This is a genomic window from Aliiglaciecola sp. (assembly GCF_039982535.1).
Lineage (GTDB): Bacteria > Pseudomonadota > Gammaproteobacteria > Enterobacterales > Alteromonadaceae > Aliiglaciecola.
In genome coordinates this window covers 31528-53190 of sequence record NZ_JBDWYG010000071.1, presented here as the reverse complement: position 1 = coordinate 53190, position 21663 = coordinate 31528, and the positions used below count along the sequence as shown (strand labels likewise).

Below are 21663 nucleotides of genomic sequence, written 5' to 3'. Positions count from 1 at the left end.
TACTCACTTAGTAATTCACTAACAAGCCTATATGCCCCTACTATGAAGATTTATGGTGGCATATAGGTGGTAATTTAGCAGTTAGTTACTGATCTAATGGCGTATTAAAATCTTCGGAAAGCTCAAAGTCACCAGTTACGCTAGCCACTTTTTCGTCTTCAAAATGAATGATTAATTCTTTACGAAAGTCTTCCCCACGTTTACTCATACCCCGTTTCATTTCGTAGACGTAATACCAAGTATCATGGTCAAAAGAATCTTGAACAACAGGTCTGCCAAGAACATATATGACTTGTTCCTTGGTCATTTTAATTCGTAGTTGCTTAACGCTTTTTTCCTGAAGGAAATTGCCTTGGGGAACATCAATACGGTATATCCAATCTGTGCAACCAGACAAAAACAATGTTGTTACTACAGCAACTATTATACTTTTATACTTCATTCATTCTTTCATTTAAGTTAAATAATTAATTTAGCTAAGCCGTTAAGGCTGCCTATTTCTGGACACGCATGCTAACTCACCATGAGGCCTGCAATCAATATTTAATCGAGACTAATGATAACTGCTCAGCAATTCTTTGGCATTTTCGATAGCTGAATTAGTCAAAGTATCGCCAGCTAATAATCGAGCTAACTCCTCAATTCTCTCACTTTCTTGCAAACAAAGCATATGTGTTTCAGTGGTCTTTTTATCTGAAAACTTAGTCACAAACATTTGTTGATGACCACTAGCAGCTACCTGAGGTAAGTGAGTGACACATATAACTTGGCTCGTTTGCCCTAATTTCCGTAACAATTTTCCAACTACAGAAGCCGTAGGCCCACTAATTCCAGTGTCTACCTCGTCAAAAATCATAGTTGGAATTAAGTTACCTTTAGCACTAATCACCTGTAAGGCAAGGCCAACTCGAGAAAGTTCACCACCGGACACTACTTTTTCCAAAGTATCTGCTTGAATGCCTAAATTTGTCGAGATTAAAAACTTCACCTTATCTAAACCAGTGGGCGAGGGAGCCAGCTGTGGATCAAATTCTATGCAAACAGAAAATTTTGCTTGCGACATATTCATATCTTGAATGTGTTGTTCCACTAGCTTGGCCAGTTTATTACCAGCTTTGTTTCTACTTTTACTTAATTTTTCTGCTGCACTGATATAGCTTTGTTGCAATATTGCGAGCTTACCCTGTAATTCTTCCAGAGATTCATCTTGATTGTCTAACTCTTTTAACTCAGCAGACAAATGTTGATGATGGTCAAATAGTTCCTCAGGTCGCACACCATGTTTTCTTGCTAAATCTAGTGCTTGTGAATAACGCTGTTCAATTTGCTGCATTCTCATGGGATCAATTTCTAAACGGTCCGTATAGGCACGTAATTGATTAGATGCCTCGTCGATATTAATTAATGCTTCATTCAATACGGTGACAATAGGGGATAATTCAGGATCATGTTCCTCAAGCTCTGTAAGCATATCTATACTGCTTTGTACCGCGTTTAATGCACTGCCTTCATCGGCATCATAGAGTTGATAAAAGCTTTTTTGTGATTGTTCCAAAAGTGCTTGGCTGTTACTTAATTTTTTATGTTCTATTTCTAATTCAACAAATTCATTATCAGCTAAATTAAATTCATCTAATTCTTGAACTTGGTATTGCAGTAAATTACGACGGTCTGAACGTTTTTGCGTGCCCGCCAAAAGAACGGTCATTTGTTTTTGGGCATTGTTAAGCAGATCATATTGTTGTTTAACTGTGCTGAGTAAATTTTCATGTTCCGCAAAATTATCGACTAATTGCTTTTGTACATCAGATTTAAGCAATAATTGGTGAGCATGTTGACCGTGGATACTAATTAATTGTAAACCTAAATTTCTAAGCTGTTGTGCTGGAACAGGGTATCCATTTACGTAGGCTTTAGAGCGGCCTTCAGAGGAAACTACTCGACGGATCATCAGTTCCTGCGCTTCATCTTCTGTTAATTCATGCTCACTCAAATCATTGTCATTCAGCCATGCTTTAACTTTAGGAAGCTTAGTAATATCGAAGGTGGCGCAAACATCAGCTTTGTCACAGTTAGGGCGGACCATACCAGCATCCGCACGATTGCCTAAACACAACCCAAGTGCGTCAATGGCAATAGACTTACCGGCACCAGTTTCACCGGTGATCACGCTAAGGCCTTGCTTAAAATCAACGTCTAATGACTTAACAACTGCTAAATTTTGGACAGATAAGTGAATTAACATAACAATAAATACATGTTTATATATACAGTAACTGTAAATATATACAATAATTGCTGTATGTAAAGTAGAATTGCGATTTAGCTGTTAAAAATTAATATAATTTTGAACCCCAACCTAATTTGGTGCGAAGTACATTGAAGTAGTTATAGTCTTTGGGGTGGATCAGCGACAATCTCTCTTGGTTTTTCTTGATATAGATCTCGTCACCAGGAAAAACCGTTAAAGCAATGTGACTGTCACAACTTACTTGCAAGTTATCCGTATTATCATTGGATACTTTCATTCTTACCACACTGTTTGCATCTACCACTATAGGCCGACTACTCAAGGTATGGGGGAACATGGGGACTAGTGTTAAGGCATCTAAGTTGGGTGTGAGTATTGGACCACCACCTGATAGAGAATATGCAGTTGATCCGGTGGGTGTGGCAACAATGAGTCCATCGGAACGCTGACTGAACACAAAGTTATCATCAATATATACTTCAAACTCCATCATGTGAGCCACTTTACCATGATGCAGTACTACTTCATTGATGGCCGAATTAGAGCTTTGTTGCTGGCCCTCTCGGAATACATCAACTTGTAAAATAAAACGCTGCTCTCTAACAAATTCACCATTGAAAAGGCATTCTAGTTGGCGTTCAATATCATCTGGGTGGATGTCGGTCAAGAATCCAAGGTTACCACGGTTAACGCCTACTACAGCTACGTCATGTTGCGCTAACACTCTAGCGGCACCAAGCATATTTCCATCGCCACCTACAACAATAGCTAAATCTGCTTGTAAACCTATATCTTCTAATTCAGCCGTTTCAAAACCATTCCCTTGTAGCATGCTTGAAACCTTAGTTTCTACCAGAATGCGACAACCTCTTCGTTTCAGAAATTGCAAAATAGCGTTAAGGCTCTTGTTTGCACCTTCATGTGCAGGCTTTCCAATTAGACCTATAGTTTTAAATGGCATAACATTCTATTTAAATTCAAAAACTCAGTATAACCATGCTTAGTATTGAAAACCAAGCATGATAGTTAAGACTGTCTCAAATAATGTTTATCGTGCTGTCCAACCTCCGTCTATCACCAGTGCTTGCGCTGTCATATTTTTAGCTGCATCACTGATTAAAAATGCCGCAGTGCTTGCCAATTCCTCAATTTCAATAAAAGCTTTTTTAGGCATAGGCTCAAGCATGATTTTATTGATTACGTCTTCTTCACTAATACCATTTTCTACCGCTTGCGCTGCAATTTGTTGTTCTACTAGTGGGGTTTTAACGTAACCTGGACACAAGGTATTAATAGTGACATCGCAGTCACCCGTTTCAAGAGCTAAGGTTTTTGCAAAACCTAATAAACCGTGTTTGGCCGCCACGTAAGCAGACTTGTAAGGGGAGGCAACCACCGAGTGCAAAGAACCTACATTGATAATACGACCGTAGTTTTGTTCGCGCATATGGGGTAAAAATGCTTTTGTTAATATGGCGGGGCCAACAAGCATGATATTGATAAGTTGTTGCCATTTTTGCGCTGGAAAGTCTTCCAACCGAGAGACATGCTGAATTCCAGCGTTGTTAATCAGTACATCAACTTTATCGGGTAACAATTTTGCAGGTAATGCCTCTATTTGTTCAGGATCACTCACATCTAGTTGCACCGAGCGTGCATCAATATTATCTGCGCTTAATTTATCCACTGCACTTTGCGCCGTTTGCTGATTAATATCAGCGACAATGATCTTATGTCCCACCTTTCCTAAGTATTGGCCTATACCAAAACCAATACCACTGGCGGCGCCAGTTATTAATATGGTCTTATTTTGCATTTTTTATCCTTTAGATTTTGATTGAGCGGCAAGTGATTCCACAATGTTTTTAACTGCCTGAATTTGTTTTCCGTGCGTCGTTGCGTATTTTTCATCGGTGTATCCCCACCAGTCCCAACAACCTTGAGGGTTCATTGGAAGCATCATAGAGGTTGAAGTTTGAGGATATAAAACGATTAACTGATTATTATCCGCCCAGCGATTTAATCCGTTTCCAATGATGTAGTCTTGACCTATGGTCTCAGCATTTTGATTACATCCATGGAAGTTAACATGGACTTGGCATTGCTGACCTTCTGCGCAGCTTTTAGGGATATAAACATAACCCGTTTTAGCCATAGTCTCAGCGGGTTTACCCCCCAATTTGTGTTGATTAATTGCGGTAATCGTGCCGCTAGATTTCTGGTTAGGGGAATTTAACTTGGGAAATAAAAAATTTAGAAACTCACCTGCTGCATCATAACTACAGTTACCTAAAAAGGGGGATTCGGATGTATCACAGGAAGAACCTGTTGATAGTGTAGGGAAGTGATGAGCAAAGGGTTTGTCTTTAATGTAAGTTAAATTTTTGTCTGATACTAACCCTTGGTATTGCTGATAAAGGGCATTGGCCACTGGGGAAGAGATCTTTGCATCTAATTTGCCATGCAGCAACCAAACTCGACTGTCTTGTAAGTTGGATAGAGGAGCAATTAATCCTTCGCTAGCGTATTGTTTCAACTGCGTATGCAAAGGCTCTAGTGAGAATTCAGACGATTGCTTATTTACACATTCAGACAATGCAGTGGTAATGCTTCCTTGAGCACAATAATAAGATCCAGCAGCAATAATAGCAGCACCTTTTACCCAATCAGAATGAGCGATGTGAAATTGGTTAGCCATATAGCCACCGCTCGATAAACCCGAAATGGTGATTTCATTTATATCTAAATTTAAATCGGTCGTTTCGGCGCTGATCGACACATTTATTGGCATAATTGCGGTTAACCCCATACAGATAACCAGATTACGTAATTTTCTCATATGATTTGATAACCTATTTATTTAAGAACGATTGGATTAGAGTTCCGTGCTTGCTAATACCGCTAACACCCTCTAAATGGCCCAAGGTGCCAGGTAGAATAGATAGTTGACTGTCTTTGCCGTTGTCCAAAAGCATTTGATGAGTAGACTGCAAATTGTAAGGCATTAACAACAGGTCGGTGGCTGCTGGTAAAAATAGGGTTTTCGCCTTTACTTTAGCCAACGCGTTATTTAGATCACCTTGGTGTCCAGCAACATATAATTGGCAAGCGCGAACTAAATACAATAGATGATTAGCATCCATAGATTCAGCTCGCCCTTGAGCTCTTTCTCTTAACCAATTGACGATGCTGGGAGATTGGCGGATATCTTCAAGTGCAGCAGTTTCCATTGCTTTGAAGTTAATATCATTGCCCACTTGATTGAAAAAATCAGGATAAAGGGCATCTTGGGTAATTAACATTAACGAGGCAACTAGCCCATCTAACGGCCCTTGACTCGAATAGTAGTCACCTTGTTGCCAATTTTTATCAAGTTTTATGGGAGTCGCCCAATGTTCAAGTTTAGCGGACGTCCAAGCATCTGCCTCACCTGAACCTATGACGGACACCATGCGTTCTACCCAATCAGGATAAGCAATGGCCCAATCAAGTGCTTGCATTGAACCCATTGAAGGACCCACTACAGCATATAATTTTGAAATCCCTAAAGACTCTAAAACTTGTTTTTGGATGTTGACAAAATCACGGATGGTGACCACTGGAAAGTCCAGACCATAGGGTTTACCGGTTTTGGGGTTAGTTGAAGCTGGCCCTGTAGTGATCACGTTAGGATTATGTGCTCCTAAGTTAGCAAGACTATCCACACTTATAACAAAAAAGCGATCTGTATCTATGGCTTTACCTGGGCCGATAATAGCGTCCCAATATCCTGCGGCATCGTCACTTTGTTGATATTTTCCCGCGGCGTGAGAATTACCGGTAAAATAATGGGTAATTAAAATTACGTTGTCTTTTTCGGCATTTAAGCTGCCATAGCTTTCCCAACCAACACTGACATTTTCAATGGTTTTGCCGCCAAACGTTTGGAAGTTTTGTGTCGAAAACGATTTTTTTTCTACCAAAAGACTGGACTTAGTGCTGTCTAAGTCAACCGCTGTTTTATGGCTATTTACCGAGTTTGCGCAGGCAGTTTGCATACTCAAAATTATCAGTAAAAAACAACTTTTTAGGCAAATGCGATAATTAAATTTCAAACCTATTTCCTTCATTTCCAATTTCACTCTTAAAAGAAAGTGAAAAGTGCGATAGCTAAACTTAACCCAATTAATGGGATTACGACGGTTAACGCACCTACCGCCCAATAAGCACGTTGATGGGTTTCGTGGCAGATCCCGCGTATGGTGGTCACAACATAACCGTTATGGGGCAGTGAATCCAATGCGCCAGAAGAGATTGATACAATTCTATGTAATTGTTCAGGATCGACACCTTGGTCCATATAATGTGGGCCAACTAAAGGTAGCGCAATTGCTTGGCCGCCCGAGGCTGAACCGGTTAATCCGGCGATTACACTAACCGCTATGGCCGCACCAATTAATTCATTACCTGGAATTTGAGTCATAACTTCCACTGCCGTTTGAAATGCTTCGGTAGACTTAGCAATGGTGCCAAAACCTACCACTGCCGCAGTGTTACCTATGGCAATAAGCGCCCCCGTTGTGCCAACCCCCACGGCTGCGGTCAGGTTATGGAAGTACTTAAAATTGATGATCATCAGAGTCAATACTCCGCCACCTAAAGCGACAATCAGCGCCATCTGTTGTAACGATTCATGAAAGGTATAGGATAAAATTAACACCACTAACAAGGGAATTAACCCTGTCACCCAGTGTGGATAGTGTCGCTCTGTAATTTTGGGGTCGTGATCTTTGGTCTCAAAACATTCACCAGCTGCAATAGCTTTATTCATCATTTTTCTAATCCACCAGAAACCAAGGGTTGCCATGAAAATAGCCACTACTAAACTCACTTCCCAAGCTGCAAAAGGTGATGTTCCTAAGTATTTAATGGGGATCCAATTTTGTATCTCTGGTGAGCCTGCTGAGGTCATTGTAAATGTTACCGAGCCAAAGGCTAAAGCCGCAGGGATAAAGCGTCTGGGTAAATTCGCGTCTTTGAAAAGACTCAATGCCATGGGGTAAACAGAAAATGCCACAACAAATACACTTACGCCGCCGTAAGTAAGAATGGCGCAGGCAATAACTACGGCAGCTACTGCATGTTGTTTACCAAGGCGACCGATAATCGCTTTGGCAACAGCATCAGCTGCGCCCGTGTCTTCCATAAATTTACCGAACAAGCTTCCTAACAAGAACATGAAGAACCAGTTTGCAACAAATCCTGCAAAACCCGACATGTAGGTTTCGACAAAATTGGTATCACCGATGAAAACCGGTAATCCACTCGTTAAAGCAACGATAAGTGCACATAGAGGGGCTGCAATAAAAAGATTCATGCCTCTGATTGTCAAGACTATGAGTAAAAATAAGCCACCGATTAAGCCAATGAGACTCAGCATTTTTATTCCCTTTTTTAAATGATACAAAAATCTGTGACCGCAGAGATACATATCATTTCACTCAGGGAACTGGGTTAAATCCAGTTATGAGTGCGGGCTATAGTGTTAATCTTTTTTCCGATTTAAGACATAGTACTATGGTACTAAGGTAAAACATTTTGAACTAGATTAGAGTAATTACACTGTCACTGTGACCGCAGCGAAACTAACAACTTTATAAAAAGAAACTGTGTAAGAAGGACACTCTATGAAACACACACACACACAATCTAGCGCTCAAAAAAGAAAGCTTTTAAAACTTTCGACTCTAGCATCAGCCGTTGCATTATCTTGTCTATCAGGGCAAGTAGTTGCACAAGAAGAATCTAAAGGTGGCTTAGAAAGAATTGAAGTTACTGCGCGTAAAACCGTAGAAAGTCTGCAAGAAGTTCCAGTTTCTCTTACCTCTCTTGGAGCTGTAGAGTTAATGGAAAAAGGGATGTCAGTAATGACTGAGATCCAACAACAATCACCCAATACTACTTTACAAGTAAGCCGTGGTACCAACTCAACATTAACCGCGTTTATTCGTGGTGTTGGTCAACAAGATCCAGTTTGGGGTTTTGAACCTGGTGTTGGTGTCTACATTGATGATGTTTATATTTCCAGACCCCAAGGAGCGGTTTTAGATTTGTTCGACTTGGAACGAGTTGAGGTACTTCGTGGCCCTCAAGGGACCTTGTATGGAAAGAACACCATTGGTGGTGCAATCAAGTATGTAACTAAAAAAATGTCTGGTGATACTGAGTTGTCAGTCAATGCAACAGTGGGTAGTTATTCGCAAAGAGACTTAAAAGTGTCTGGGCAAATCCCTATCACCGATGACCTATTCTTTGGGTTTGCTGTAGCCAGTTTAAATCGAGATGGTTTTGGTGAGTTCTTAGTGGCCCCAGAAGGGCAGGATACTGAAAACTATAATAAAGATGTTCAAGCTGCTCGGTTTACCTTGGAGTATCAAGCCACTGAAGATGTATTCGTTCGTTTTAATTATGACAAAACCAAAGATGAATCAAATGCTAAAGGCGGATATCGACTTTCCGACAGTATCTTAACGGATGCGCCACAACCTGATAGCGTTTACGACTCTTATTCAAGTTTACCTACTTGGAATAAAGTTGAAACCGAAGGTATGAGTTTAACGGTAGAGTGGGATATTAACGATAGCTGGGCATTTAAATCAGTGACCGCGAGCCGTGAAGGGGATTCACCCACTAATATCGACTTTGATAGCACGCCTTTAGGTATTTTTGATACACCAGCTACTTATACTGATGAACAAATTTCTCAGGAATTCCAACTAAATTATGTGGGTGATGGCATCACTTTTGTGTCAGGTGCTTATTATTACGATGCTGAAGCTTGTGGTATCTACGACGCTTATTTGATGGCATTTGGAATTTCAATCGAGCAAAGCGGTTGTACAGATACCAAAAGTTTAGCCCTTTATGGTCAAGTGTCTTATGACATTACGGATAAACTTTCGACGACTGTAGGACTGCGTTATACAAAAGATGAAAAACACGGCGTGGTCGAAGCGGGTACACGACTTGGTCAAGCTTACCCAAGCTCAGACTGGGTAGATGGTTATGTTAGACCGGATTACGCGCCAAATGTAGTGATTGATGACACTGAAACCTGGTCTCGTTTAACCCCAAGACTCGGCTTGGAGTATGCTTTAACGGACTCAACCATGTTCTTTGGTAGTTACTCTCAGGGTTTCAAATCAGGCATGTATAATCCTCGCGCCACTTTCTTCCAGCCAGCGGCTGCTCCTGAGATTGTTGATTCATACGAAATCGGAATGAAAAGTGATGTGACTGATTCATTTAGACTTAACGCGACTTTGTTTAAATTAGATTATACCGATAGACAATATGTGGTGAATGTACCTTCTGATAACTTGGCTGAGCCTACTCAGCGGATTGCGAACGTTGGTGAGTCTGATGCAAATGGTCTTGAAATTGAGCTTACTTATCTTGCTGCGGAAGGTCTTACTTTCACTAGTGCGTTAGGTACCATTGATGCTGAGTTTACCGAAGTTTTCTCTGTAGATGCAGCGGGTAACCCTATTGATTTATCAGATAACTTTGTTATTTCAAATACCCCTGATTTTACCTTCAATGCGGGCGTGAAATACGAATTTAGCACTGATATGGGCGACTTCGTTTTCAACGGTAATTATTACTATCGTGATGATTATGAGTTATTCGAGTCTCCTGATGAACTATTACGTCAAGAAGGGTATGGACTGGTTAACCTGAGCTTAAATTGGTATAGCGATAATGGCCAATGGACAGCCGGTTTACATGCGAAAAACCTAGCAGACGAAGAGTATCGGGTTGGTGGTTATAACTTTACTGGTGGTCGAAATGCCGATGGTGATTTACTACCAGGCTTAGGTGGTGACACTACGTTAATTGGTTATTACGGCGATCCACGTACTATTCACCTAACGGTAGGCTATACCTTTTAACAGCACTATGTGCTGTTCCCAGGGGGCGACCTAGTCGCCCTTTTTTTATGATTTAATTTTTAATATAACTTGAGCTTCGCAGCAACCTTTCATATGCTGCCAACCCTAGTAGTCGCAAATAATCATACAATATGTCAGTTAAAGCGCTTATCGCAGACGATCATCCGTTATTTCGTATTGCCCTTAAACAGGCTGTAAGTGCGTTATTAGATGATCACATCACTGAAACCTCGACGTTACAAGAAACCTTGTCAGCGCTAAATCACGATCCAGAAATCGAATTGGTGTTTTTAGATTTAAATATGCCAGGCAATGATGGGCTATTTGGTCTGAGTCAAATCCGCTTATTACATCCAGATGTTTTAGTGGTCATTGTCTCTGGTGAAGAGAAACCCTTAATTATTCAAAAAGCGATTAACTTAGGTGCGAGTGGATTTATTCCAAAATCCAGCTCATTGTCTGAAATCGCCAATGCCATCGAACAAGTATTGGATGGACTGCAATGGTTACCCGAACATTTGATTGCTCAGGTTGAAGCAAAGCTTCCAGCAGAAGAGTCTGAATTTGCGAAAAATTTGGAACAATTAACACCACAACAATTTGTGGTGCTTAAAATGATGGCTGATGGTTTGTTAAACAAACAAATCGCTTACGAACTGGGTATTAAAGAAACCACCATCAAACAGCATGGTTCGGCCATACTCAAAAAGTTGAAGTTAAATAACCGAACCCAAGCTGGGGTGTTATTTAAACAACTGATGAATCAAGTGTGATTTTTTCTGACATTGCCCAAGATTATCTGGCTGTTTAGCATTATTTGAAACGGTTAACCTAAATAATTAATATGAACTACGACGAGTTTAATCATTTTTGTGGCGCACTCAAGGCAACGACCTATGTTATGCAGTGGGGCAATTCTCATGTGTGGAAAATTGGCGGAAAAGTTTTTGCAATTGGAGGCTGGAGTAAAGATAAAAAACCTGCATTTACCTTTAAAGCCTCTGAACAAAATTTCTATTTTCTGTGCGAACGACAAGGTTATATTCCCGCCCCATATTTTGCTAATCGGGGTATGAAGTGGATTCAACAAATTGACGCTCAATCTCATACTAATGAAGAGTTGGAGTATTACCTAATTGAATCTTATCGTTTAGTCTCGCAAGGCTTAAGTAAAACAAAACAACAAGAACTTGGTTTAAATCAGCTGTGATCCATTTGCTAATACTCACTAACCGCGGTTAACCATATGGGGGGGAAGAGGCAGAATATCTGCCTAAACCAAGTTATATGTAGTAGCTAAGACTCGATCTGGTTTTTATGGTCAAATGCTTAAGACCTAATCTGACAGGCTGCAATGTGTCTTGAGTTCAACTGGTGAATGCAACGCTATCCTTATTTAAGGAGGAACGTTGCCATGAAACAAAGAAAACGCATCTATTATTCACCTGAACAAAAAGCACTTATTTGGGACAGATATAAAAAGGGCGATTCGCTGCATGATATCGCCAGAATGTTTGACCGCTATCATTCTTCGATTATGCCCACCATCTATCAAACTGGTGGATATCGGCCACCAGAACGAAAAAGGCATTCACAATCTCTTTAGCTTGATGAAAGGGAAGAGATATCACGGTGCTTAGTCAGTAAACAATCCATTCGAGAAATTGCCAGACGTTTGTCTAGAGCGCCATCTACAATCAGTCGAGAGATAAAAAGAAATGGTGGATTGAAGTGCTACCGTGCCGTCAACGCAGAACAACGTGCATGGGACGAGGCATTAAGACCTAAACCATGTAAGTTAATTGGCTCCCCAGAGTTATGTAGACTGATAGCTGTTAAGCTTAAAAGAGCATGGTCACCACAACAAATTGCGGGTTGGCTAAAGCGACAATATCCCGATAATCAGGAAATGTACGTGTCCCACGAAACCATTTATAAAACACTGTTCATTCAGACGCGAGGTGCATTGAAGAAAGAGCTGCAACGGTGTTTGAGAACGAAAAGAGCCGTCCGAAAGTCTCGCACATCAACGCTCAAAGGACGAGGCTGAGGTCAAATTCCAGATGCGTTATCAATCAGTGAACGCCCAGCTTCCGTTGAGGATAGAGCTGTGCCGGGGCATTGGGAAGGCGACCTAATATGCGGTTCAAAGAATAGCTATATCGCAACGCTTGTTGAACGTCATTCCCGTTATGTAATGCTCGTCAAAGTGGAAGATAGTAAGTCATCTACTGTTATTGCTGCGCTGATTAAACAAGCTCAAAAGCTTCCAAGCGAATTATATAAATCACTCACGTGGGATAGAGGTAGGGAAATCAAAGACCATAGGAAGTTCACATTGGCAACTGACATCAAAGTATATCTGTGTGATCCTCATTCTCCTTGGCAACGCGGTTCAAATGAAAATACCAATAGACTGTTGAGACAGTATTTCCCCAAAAGCACTGATTTATCAGTACACAGTCAACAAAAGCTCAGTAACGTCGCAAGACAACTTAACGAAAGACCTAGAAAGACGCTAGACTATGAAACACCAGCTCAGAGATTTAACCAGTGTGTTGCATCCATCGATTGAACTCACAGCCAATAGCGGACTTTAAGTACAAAATAAAAGCACCTCATGCTTGTATCAAAAGGTGCCTTCTTATTTTGTTAAAAGTCGTTTTTATTTTTAACCGCTAAAACTTGACCGTTTTTTGCAACTTGGAAATAAAGCTTATTTTCATTGTTAGGGTTAGACGCACTAACAACGTAGAAATTGTCTTCAACGCTAGCAATCGAAAGTTGCGACTTATCAATGTTTTTCCATGATTCATCTAACTTACCGACTTCAAAACCAGCGTCTTTAAAAGTCATCTTTTGAATATGTATTGCAGCGATGCTAACAGCTTTCTGACCGCTGATGACACCATGATCGCCATGCGCCTGTACATTACCAGTTAGCAAGGCACCACAAAGCGCAACGATTGATATTAGTTTGTTCATTTTAGTCTCCATTTCGTAAGAAATTCGTTATTGTTTGAGGCCGATAACTTCATATTGTCCTTTAACCAGTAGCTGTACTGACACTGGTTTATCTGATTTATTTTTCCAGTACCAACCATGAGAGCCAGCAAATGGCGTGGTATAGCTGCCTTTCATTTCATTAGTAGTAGCAATGGCGTAGCTTTCAAAATATCCCGTAGTGTCACCTTCAGGTTCGCCATGTAAGTCGAAATATAATGGCTCACCATCGGTTAACCATTCATAGGTCATTTTGTCATGTTGTTTCATATAAAATTTATATTCTACGCCTCGCCCCGGTGCGATAGTCACTTCTATAGTTTGAAACTCATCGCTTCCCTTGGTTTTTTCTACCGGAGCAGCTTCCATTTCAGCCGCTTGTGCCAGTGCTGTTAAACCTAACTTGCCACCGAGACCTGTCGGATCTATGTTGTACTCTGCTGGTAAGATAAAGGTACCCAGTGCAATAGCCGCGACAACGACTGCTGAGATACTCGCTTTAACGAGTGTTTTGGTACTAACTGTATGTTGCATAAAATTCTCTTTTATTTCTGTTTTGTGTATTTCTATACGTTCAAAATCGATTAAATGGTGAAGTAACCAGTAAGTTGTAAGCCCATCAACATCACACCAGCACTCATTAGCACAGTGTTTGTGACTGTCGAAAAGCGTTGAAATGACGGCAGTTTTCTCCATGCATTTATCATGATCAAAATAAGAGCAAGCGCTGCAAATTGACCAAGTTCAACACCTAAGTTAAAGGCAATCAGGTTGGTAATAAGACCTTCATCAGCTAGGCTAAATTCTTGTAGTTTGGTCGCTAAACCAAAGCCATGAAACAGACCGAAAATCAGTACCGCCCATTGGGTATTAGGCTGCCAATTAAAGCAACGCTTAAAGCCACCTAGGTTATCGAAGCCCTTATAAATTACGGAAAAACCGATAATGGCATCGATTAAATAAGCATTGACTTGAATATCGCTTAACACGCCAAATAATAACGTTGTGCTGTGTCCGATAGTAAACATGGTGACGTACAAAAGTACGTCACGGCTGCGATATAAGAAGAAGATCACACCGACTAGAAATAATAAGTGGTCATAGCCCGTTATCATATGCTTAGCGCCTATGTATAAAAACGGGATAAACTGTACACCACTATTTTGCTCTAAAAATGCTCTAGTTTTATCATCGACGCCGTGAGCAAAGGCTTCAATACTGACAAGCGCTAACAGCGCAATCGTCAGATAGGTCAGTAATTTAACCATGTTACTTGGCATCTTGAGACTCCAATACTTCAACACCAGTCAAAATAGACTCCTTTTCTTTATGTAAAATTCTGTATAAGGCAGGTATGACAAACAAGGTCAAAATCGTTGACGAAATAACGCCACCAATGACCACAGTCGCCAAAGGACGTTGAACCTCTGAACCAATGCCTGTATTTAACGCCATTGGAATAAAGCCTAATGATGCAACAAGTGCCGTTGTTAACACAGGTCGAAGACGCGTCAACGCACCATCGAATATAGCTTTATCAAGTGCTAGCCCACCTTTACGCAAGTCTCTAATAAACGACACCATAACCAGCCCATTGAGGATGGCGATACCTGATAAAGCAATAAAGCCAACCGCTGCCGAAATTGAGAACGGAATGTCACGTAAAAACAGCGCCGCAATGCCACCTGTTAATGCGAGCGGAACACCCGTAAAGATGATCATGGCATCTTTAAATGAGTTAAGCGCGAGGATTAATAAACCAACAATCATGATTAATGTGACAGGTACAACAATACTTAGGCGCTCTGAAGCGGATTGCAGTTTTTGGTAAGTACCGCCATATTCCACCCAATAACCAGCCGGAATTTCAACACTTTCATCAATTGCAGTTTGAATATCCGCAACAAAACTTCCTAAGTCTCTACCACGGACGTTGGCAGTTACCACCATTCTACGTTTACCGTTTTCACGATTAATTTGGTTGGCGCCAGATATCAGCTCAATATCAACCAATTCTTTAAGTGGTACTGAATGACCATCTGCTAGTCTAATAGGTAAATAGGGCAGTTCATCAATATTATTTCGCTTAGATTCTGCAAGCCTTACTACAATATCTGAGCGCACATCGCCTTGATAAAACTTACCTGCGATTGTACCACCCATCGCAGTTGCAACTTGAGACTGTACTTGGCTAATGCTAATACCAAACTGCATCAGTTTTTCACGATTAGGCACTAGACTAAGCATAGGCAACCCTGTGGTTTGCTCAACTTGTATATCTACTGCACCTTCAACTTGAGTGATTGCACCTTCTATCTCATCGCCTAATGTGGTCAACGTATCAAAGTCATCACCAAACACTTTTATAGCAAGTTCAGCTCTCACCCCTGCCAACAGTTCGTTGAAACGCATTTGTATTGGCTGTAAGAACTCATAGCGGTTACCCGGAATTGGCTCTACTAGCGCGGCTAGCTCTTCAACTATTTGGATTTTAGTTTTGTTTGGATCAGACCATAACTCGCGAGGTTTTAGGATAATAAAGTTATCTGCGACACTTGGCGGCACGGCATCAGTTGCAACATCGGCAGTGCCTATTTTCGCAAAGACGCGCTCAACTTCGGGCATTTGCTTGATTTTATCTTCTAAGGATTCCTGAAGTGCGATTGCTTGAGACAATGATGTACCCGGAATTCGCAGCGCGTGCATGGCAATGTCACCCTCATCCAGATTAGGTGCAAATTCACTTCCTAGCTTCGTTGCCTGATAACCTGAAATACCAATTAACACAGTTGCGGCTACAACAACTAACCAGCGTGCTTTTAATACCCAATTCAAAGCAGGTTTATAAAGAACCACAGCACCACGAATTATTGGGCTATGTTTTTCCTTCACAGGCTTTTTAAATAACAAGGCAACCATTGCCGGTACGAAGGTTACCGAAAGCAACATAGCACTCAGTAATGCAATAACTACAGTGATCGCCATTGGATGGAACATCTTTCCTTCAACACCTTCAAGTGCGAAAATAGGCAGATAAACAACGGTGATAATAAAGACACCAAATAATGCTGGACGTATGACTTCTCTTGTTGCTTCGAACACTAACTCCAAGCGTTCTTTTAGCGATAACGGGGTATTTCCAGCCTGACTTAGTTTTCGGAGACAATTTTCAACAATAATAATGGCCCCATCAACTAACAAACCAAAATCTAATGCCCCCAAACTCATCAAGTTTGCACTCACCCTTGTATGCACCATACCTGTTACTGTCATCAACATGGCAAATGGGATCACTAATGCGGTTAAAAATGCAGCCCTGAAATTACCTAGTAGTATAAAGAGTACAACAATAACCAAAATGGCCCCTTCGAGTAGGTTTAGCTGAACCGTTTGTAGGGTTTTATCAACTAATTTGGTTCGGTCATAAACAGCGATTGCGACAATGCCATCTGGTAATGTGGCATTAATTTCTTTAAGTTTTTCACCCACGGCATGCGCTACAGTACGACTATTCTCACCAATAAGCATAAATACCGTACTCATGACCACTTCACGACCATTTTGCGTAGCTGCTCCCGTTCTTAGCCCTTTGCCATTTTCAATATCAGCAATATCTTTAATGTAAAGTGACGAACCATCAACGGACTTAAGTGGAATATTACCAACAGCTTCCATATCAGCGACTTGGCCGGGCAGTCTCAGCAACCATTGCGCACCATTTTGCTCAATAAACCCTGCCCCTTGGTTCTGATTGTTTTGTGCGATTGCATTAACCACATCGGCTTGTGATAGCCCCAAAGCAAGCAGCTTTTCAGGTTTAAAGGCGACTAAAACCTCCCGTTCAAAACCGCCTATAGGGTTCACCTCTACAACACCGGGTACACGCATCAACTGTGGTCTTATTGTCCAGTCATGTACTGTGCGTAAATCTGTTGGTGTGATTGATGTACCATCAGCATGTGTTGCATTAGGCTCAGCATCAACCGTGAACATAAAGATTTCACCAAGACCTGTAGCTATTGGCCCAAGTTGAGGCTCTAAGCCTTGAGGCAACTCAGCTCGTGCAGCGGACAAACGCTCATTGACCAGCTGACGGGCAAAATAGACATCCGTATCATCGCTAAATATTGCTACCACTTGCGATAAACCGTAGCGAGAAACCGAGCGCGTGTAGGTTAAACCCGGTAAACCTGATAACGCAGTTTCTAACGGAAAGGTTACTCTTTGCTCAACTTCCAAAGGTGTAAAACCAGCCGCCTCAGTATTGATCATTACTTGAACATTGGTGATATCAGGCACTGCATCAATCGGTAGTTTGGTAAAGTTCCAAATACCCAGACCTGACACAGCTAGCACCATCACCATCACAAGGAATTTGCGCTTTATCGAAAAGCGTAAAATTGACTCCAACATTGTTACGCTCCTAGTGGTCGTGTGATGCGCCAGACTTTTCGATGTCGGCTTTTAAAATATAGCTATTGTTGGTCACGTATTCTGTCCCCGCTTTTAAGCCACTTAATATTTCAATCCATTCGCCTCCAGCGCGGCCCAACTCAAGCATGCGAACTTCATATTGCTCACCTACTTTGGCGTAAACGACAGTAAAATCTCTAAAGCCTTGCAAACCAACACGTTTAACAGCAAGAGGCACATCAATGGTTGCAACTTCGATGTCGGCTTTAACAAAACTGCCTTCAGAAAAGCTACCACCAGTTACTTCTACCCAAACTAATCGAGCTTGATCATCTCTCACGCTAGGCTCAATAAATGACACCTTACCTTCAAGGCTTTCCTCATGCCCTTCAACGTTTAACGTTACTGGCGTTTCCAATTTCACCTTCGAATAATCCGAAGGATAAACCGCTAATTTGGCAATATGGCGAGTCAAATTGGTAATGGTAAGTAAGGTTCTACCACTGGTTTGCTCACCCGCGTTTGCGAATAACAGGGTAATAACACCGTTAGTGGGCGCTTTAATAACGTAGGGTTTAAGACTTTCATTACTTTCTACTGTGAATAGCGTTTGACCTTTTTTAACGGTTTCACCGTAGCTGACATGCAGCTTGGTGATTTCACCATCAAAACGGGCAGCAATGTTTCGCTTAGCGTCGACAGGTAAACTTAATTTGCCATAAGCGGGTATGGTTTGATGAATGGTCGCAGGGCCTGCAATTTCAGTGTTGATTTCCATTGCATCGGCAACTGCCTGTTCAATCGTGGTGCGACCCTCGAAGTTGTCATATCGCCAATTGTACTTTTTACCCTGATAAGTTGCTTCAATGGCAACAACAAAAGAGTGAGGCTCATAAATCACCATATCACCGCGAAGAAAGTCACCTTGAGCATTAAAGTTAATATCATCAGTACCATTGCCTAGGCGAATTAATTTCACGTTTAAATCGACTTTCTTTGGGTCTATAGGCTGTCCATCATGAGTCGCCCAAACGCGAAACTCTGGCGGTACACCTGTTTCAAAAATGGATAGCTCAATTGCAAAATCACCATCTCGTAACATGCGCCCACGGTGTGGACCTTTCTCTGGTTCAGCTTGCTCAGCCGCAGGTGTTGATGCCGCAATAGCATTAGGTGCGACTACACCTGTTAATGAGATAATAATCGCCAAGCTCAATGACGACAGAATATTTTTATTTTTCATAAGTTTGCTCACGGTTTTACTCGTTATCACTAACGGACACGCCAGTTAGGCGTTGAATTTCAATATGTTGTAAGTGCAAAGATTGATAAGCATCAAGTAACTGATTTTGGGCGCTGAGCAGCTCTCTACGTATATCACTCCACTGGCTGTAGCTAAGCTTACCGATATCAAATGCCTGACCTGCTTCCGTCAATGCGGTTTCTAGTACGGGAATTATTTCTACTTGAATCGTTTCAATGACATGTTGGGAATGTGCCATTTCTTGCAATAGCACATATAGCTGTGCATCAAGTTTCTGCATTAACGCTTGTTGCTTACTTGCCAGCACATCTTGTTTTGCGCGTAAGGCAGCTATTGTTCCTGCATTTCTATTTTCACTTCCCCAAGGAATAGAGACACTAGCTACTAAACCAAAATCATCGGTCGTTTCATATCGTCTTAATCCCGCAGTGAATTGCCACTGAGGTTTTGCTTCAATGCGTGCAAGTTCCATTTGAGACTGAGCGATACGTTGTTCATTAACAAACTGCTGTATTTGCGGGATTTGCTTAAGCTTGGTTAGCTGGCTTTCTACCGATGGAATGTCCAGCTTAAGCATTAAATTTCCCGTTAACTTAAGCTCTGCCTGAGGTTTACCCCATAAGGATGACAGTTGATAATGGCTAGCTTTTAATTCGTGCTCTAAATCTTCAACAGCGAGATTTCTTCGAACAAGCTCAGCTTGAGCCAAGCGCATTTCAACATTAGAACTTTTGCCTGCTTTTACTCTTTTGGCAATGGCGTCAACCACTTCCTGTGCCTGAGAGACCGCTAATTGATTAAGTTTCAAGCGCTCTTGCTTTATCAAGATTTCAACAAACTGCTTAGCAACAATCGCTGATAAATCGAGGGCTTTAATTCTTTGCTCAACTATTACTGAACTTGCTTGGCTTTTTGCCGCATTTATTCTGCCATCAATTTGATCTTGTTGAAGCAGCCAAGAGTAAGTGAGCGTTGATTGCATACTTTTTAATGAACTATGCTCTCCTGTCCCTAACGCATCCTCAATTATTAAACCTATTTGAGGGCGTTCTCCAATGCCAGCTTGCTCGATATTGCCTTGCCACAAGGCTTCTTGAGCTATCAAGGCTTTTAATTCAGGATGACTTTCTAGAGTCATGGTCACAGCCTTGCTAAGATTAATAATCTGATGTGATGACTGTATTTGCTGCTGGGACTGCGAATTAGCCAAAGAGGGAGTTGGCATTGCTAAACCAAGCCCCGTTGTTACAGCTATACCAATAGCCAAAAACCGATAGCCAATCGGTTTTTCCCCGTTGCTTTTATAAGAGTTAAATCTCATTCCATATCCTTAATTAATGGATGAAAAACGTTTCAATAAAGTGATGAAAACTATCGACAGCGGATGCCGCGAGTACTGGCATAGCTGCCAATAACGCTAGAGCAATGATGATAGTGGTAAGTGACGGTTTATTAATTGGATTTAATAACTGCTCAACACGAAGACTGGTGTAATCATGTCCGAAGTAGCTAACAGACGCCTGATCGTAATTCGTAGGAAGTGTTTTTTGAAGTCTAGCGACATCAATCAATGTCTGTGCGACATCTAGGTTGTCATATGCTTTAGTGACTTCATTATCGGCTATCTTCTCTGTCACCAAGACATATTGCTCGATTAAGCTTTGTTTTATACCTGATGTATAGAAGCTGGCAAGTGTTGTGAATAGTACTTTAAATAAGGGATCTCTTGCTGTTACATGGGCAAGCTCATGATTAACGATGATATTAAGTTGTTCATCGCTTACTTGGGCTTGTAGTCCGGTTGATACATAGATCTTGGGGGACATAAAGCCTGAAGTAAAGGCGACGGGTACTTTAACTGGCATCAAGTAATATTGGTTGCCATTAGTCGTCTTAGCATCTTGTGCATCAGTAAAGCTTAGTAAACTCGATAATGCGATGGACTGTTTGGTTCTAGCATAGATAGTCTTAGTTACGCGCCATGCTAAATAGATTGATGCTAAAAGTAATGTTAGCCCGTGCCAACTTGAAAAGCTAAAAATATCGATGTGGTGCCAATGGGCAAAATCTTCGAACCAGCTTGTATTGAAAACTTTATCAAACCCTAACGAGTAAGGCATAAAATAGCCGATACAGGAAAGTGCTATCCACCAAGGCGCACTTACAAGTGACCACAATATAAATTTTTGGCTATTAAAATTAATTTGATTGAGTCTGAACAACTCAAAACGAGATAAGACAGCAACACTTACAATACCGATCACAAATGCAAGTACTGCAACACTGAGCAAGTTCAGTGCGATTGCCATATCCCCAACTAACATAATTAAGAGTGTTCCTTTCTTAACTGGCGCTGTTTTTCGATCATTTTTTCTAATGTATCGAGTTGTTCGTCATTAAGCTGTGCTGAAGCGGAACTAAAAGCGGCTATTAAGCTATTTTCACCGTCTTCCACAAAGTCGCTTGTAATATTTGAAATAAGCTGAGCAATTAAGCCTTCACGATCTACTCTGGCTGAATAACAATACGCATGACCTTGTTTAGTGCGCTTTAATAGTTCTTTTTTAAATAGTCTATCAAGCGTGCTTTGAATGGTATTTAACGAATTACCACGCGCAAGCCCCAGTGCTTTATGTACTTGCTTTGCATCCGCCTCTTTTACATTCCAGAAATGCTGAAGCACTAACTTTTCTAGTTCACCTAACTGCATAACATTTTACTCTATTTAATTCGCTGGCTATATTCCCACAACAAAAACCGATAGGCAATCGGTTTATTGAATTTAAGGCGGAAGTGAGGGG

General features: G+C 41.2%; 18 protein-coding genes and 1 pseudogene. 4 read left to right on the top strand and 15 right to left on the bottom strand.

Annotated features, from left to right (window positions below):
• Positions 1–85: 85 nt before the first annotated feature.
• From bamE to ABJV04_RS19530, 7 genes are all read right to left on the bottom strand, one after another.
• On the bottom strand, positions 86–442 hold the full coding sequence (gene bamE, locus ABJV04_RS19560; protein WP_348493277.1) for an outer membrane protein assembly factor BamE: 357 nt from the start codon (positions 440–442) through the stop codon (positions 86–88).
• Between the two features lie 111 nt (positions 443–553).
• Positions 554–2245, bottom strand: coding sequence for a DNA repair protein RecN (recN, locus tag ABJV04_RS19555; RefSeq protein ID WP_348493276.1), 1692 nt, complete (start codon positions 2243–2245; stop codon positions 554–556).
• 91 nt (positions 2246–2336) lie between these two features.
• Positions 2337–3212 carry an NAD(+) kinase gene (gene nadK / locus ABJV04_RS19550; protein ID WP_348493275.1) on the bottom strand — a complete coding sequence of 292 codons (876 nt, stop codon included), beginning with the start codon at positions 3210–3212 and terminating at the stop codon, positions 2337–2339.
• An 87-nt stretch (positions 3213–3299) separates the two neighbouring features.
• Positions 3300–4067 (bottom strand): 3-hydroxybutyrate dehydrogenase, encoded by a 768-nt coding sequence (locus ABJV04_RS19545; RefSeq protein ID WP_348493274.1) that lies wholly within the window; start codon positions 4065–4067, stop codon positions 3300–3302.
• A gap of 3 nt (positions 4068–4070) precedes the next feature.
• Complete coding sequence (locus ABJV04_RS19540) at positions 4071–5090, bottom strand: PHB depolymerase family esterase (RefSeq protein WP_348493273.1); 1020 nt, start codon at positions 5088–5090, stop codon at positions 4071–4073.
• Between the two features lie 13 nt (positions 5091–5103).
• The gene (locus ABJV04_RS19535; RefSeq protein ID WP_348493298.1) at positions 5104–6288 is read right to left on the bottom strand and encodes a homoserine O-acetyltransferase; all 1185 of its coding nucleotides are present in this window, start codon (positions 6286–6288) and stop codon (positions 5104–5106) included.
• An 86-nt stretch (positions 6289–6374) separates the two neighbouring features.
• Complete coding sequence (locus ABJV04_RS19530) at positions 6375–7670, bottom strand: GntP family permease (protein ID WP_348493272.1); 1296 nt, start codon at positions 7668–7670, stop codon at positions 6375–6377.
• A gap of 247 nt (positions 7671–7917) precedes the next feature.
• Between ABJV04_RS19530 and ABJV04_RS19525 the strand changes: the two genes are divergently transcribed.
• The 4 genes and pseudogenes from ABJV04_RS19525 to ABJV04_RS19510 all read left to right on the top strand — a co-directional run bounded on the left by ABJV04_RS19525 (position 7918) and on the right by ABJV04_RS19510 (position 12757).
• Positions 7918–10182, top strand: coding sequence for a TonB-dependent receptor (locus tag ABJV04_RS19525; RefSeq protein WP_348493271.1), 2265 nt, complete (start codon positions 7918–7920; stop codon positions 10180–10182).
• 131 nt (positions 10183–10313) lie between these two features.
• The gene (locus ABJV04_RS19520; protein ID WP_348493270.1) at positions 10314–10955 is read left to right on the top strand and encodes a response regulator transcription factor; all 642 of its coding nucleotides are present in this window, start codon (positions 10314–10316) and stop codon (positions 10953–10955) included.
• A gap of 71 nt (positions 10956–11026) precedes the next feature.
• On the top strand, positions 11027–11392 hold the full coding sequence (locus tag ABJV04_RS19515; RefSeq protein WP_348493269.1) for an MmcQ/YjbR family DNA-binding protein: 366 nt from the start codon (positions 11027–11029) through the stop codon (positions 11390–11392).
• A 204-nt stretch (positions 11393–11596) separates the two neighbouring features.
• A pseudogene (locus ABJV04_RS19510) lies at positions 11597–12757 on the top strand (IS30 family transposase).
• A 77-nt stretch (positions 12758–12834) separates the two neighbouring features.
• Here the strand turns inward: ABJV04_RS19510 and ABJV04_RS19505 are convergent.
• From ABJV04_RS19505 to ABJV04_RS19470, 8 genes are read right to left on the bottom strand one after another with little or no spacing between them, the layout of a single operon-like run.
• Positions 12835–13167: a DUF6488 family protein gene (locus ABJV04_RS19505; protein ID WP_348493268.1), complete on the bottom strand. Its 333-nt coding sequence runs from the start codon at positions 13165–13167 to the stop codon at positions 12835–12837.
• Positions 13168–13194: 27 nt separating this feature from the next.
• The gene (locus tag ABJV04_RS19500) at positions 13195–13719 is read right to left on the bottom strand and encodes a hypothetical protein (protein ID WP_348493267.1); all 525 of its coding nucleotides are present in this window, start codon (positions 13717–13719) and stop codon (positions 13195–13197) included.
• A gap of 50 nt (positions 13720–13769) precedes the next feature.
• Positions 13770–14465 (bottom strand): HupE/UreJ family protein, encoded by a 696-nt coding sequence (locus tag ABJV04_RS19495; RefSeq protein ID WP_348493266.1) that lies wholly within the window; start codon positions 14463–14465, stop codon positions 13770–13772.
• Positions 14455–17598, bottom strand: coding sequence for a CusA/CzcA family heavy metal efflux RND transporter (locus tag ABJV04_RS19490; RefSeq protein ID WP_348493265.1), 3144 nt, complete (start codon positions 17596–17598; stop codon positions 14455–14457). Before ABJV04_RS19490 ends, ABJV04_RS19495 begins: the two co-directional genes overlap by 11 nt.
• A 10-nt stretch (positions 17599–17608) precedes the next feature.
• A complete protein-coding gene (locus ABJV04_RS19485; protein ID WP_348493264.1) occupies positions 17609–18841 on the bottom strand; it encodes an HlyD family efflux transporter periplasmic adaptor subunit in 1233 nt (410 codons plus the stop codon).
• A gap of 16 nt (positions 18842–18857) precedes the next feature.
• Positions 18858–20183: a TolC family protein gene (locus ABJV04_RS19480; RefSeq protein WP_348493263.1), complete on the bottom strand. Its 1326-nt coding sequence runs from the start codon at positions 20181–20183 to the stop codon at positions 18858–18860.
• Between the two features lie 13 nt (positions 20184–20196).
• Positions 20197–21186 carry a M56 family metallopeptidase gene (locus ABJV04_RS19475; protein ID WP_348493262.1) on the bottom strand — a complete coding sequence of 330 codons (990 nt, stop codon included), beginning with the start codon at positions 21184–21186 and terminating at the stop codon, positions 20197–20199.
• 2 nt (positions 21187–21188) lie between these two features.
• Positions 21189–21572: a BlaI/MecI/CopY family transcriptional regulator gene (locus ABJV04_RS19470; protein WP_348493261.1), complete on the bottom strand. Its 384-nt coding sequence runs from the start codon at positions 21570–21572 to the stop codon at positions 21189–21191.
• Between the last annotated feature and the right edge of the window lie 91 nt (positions 21573–21663).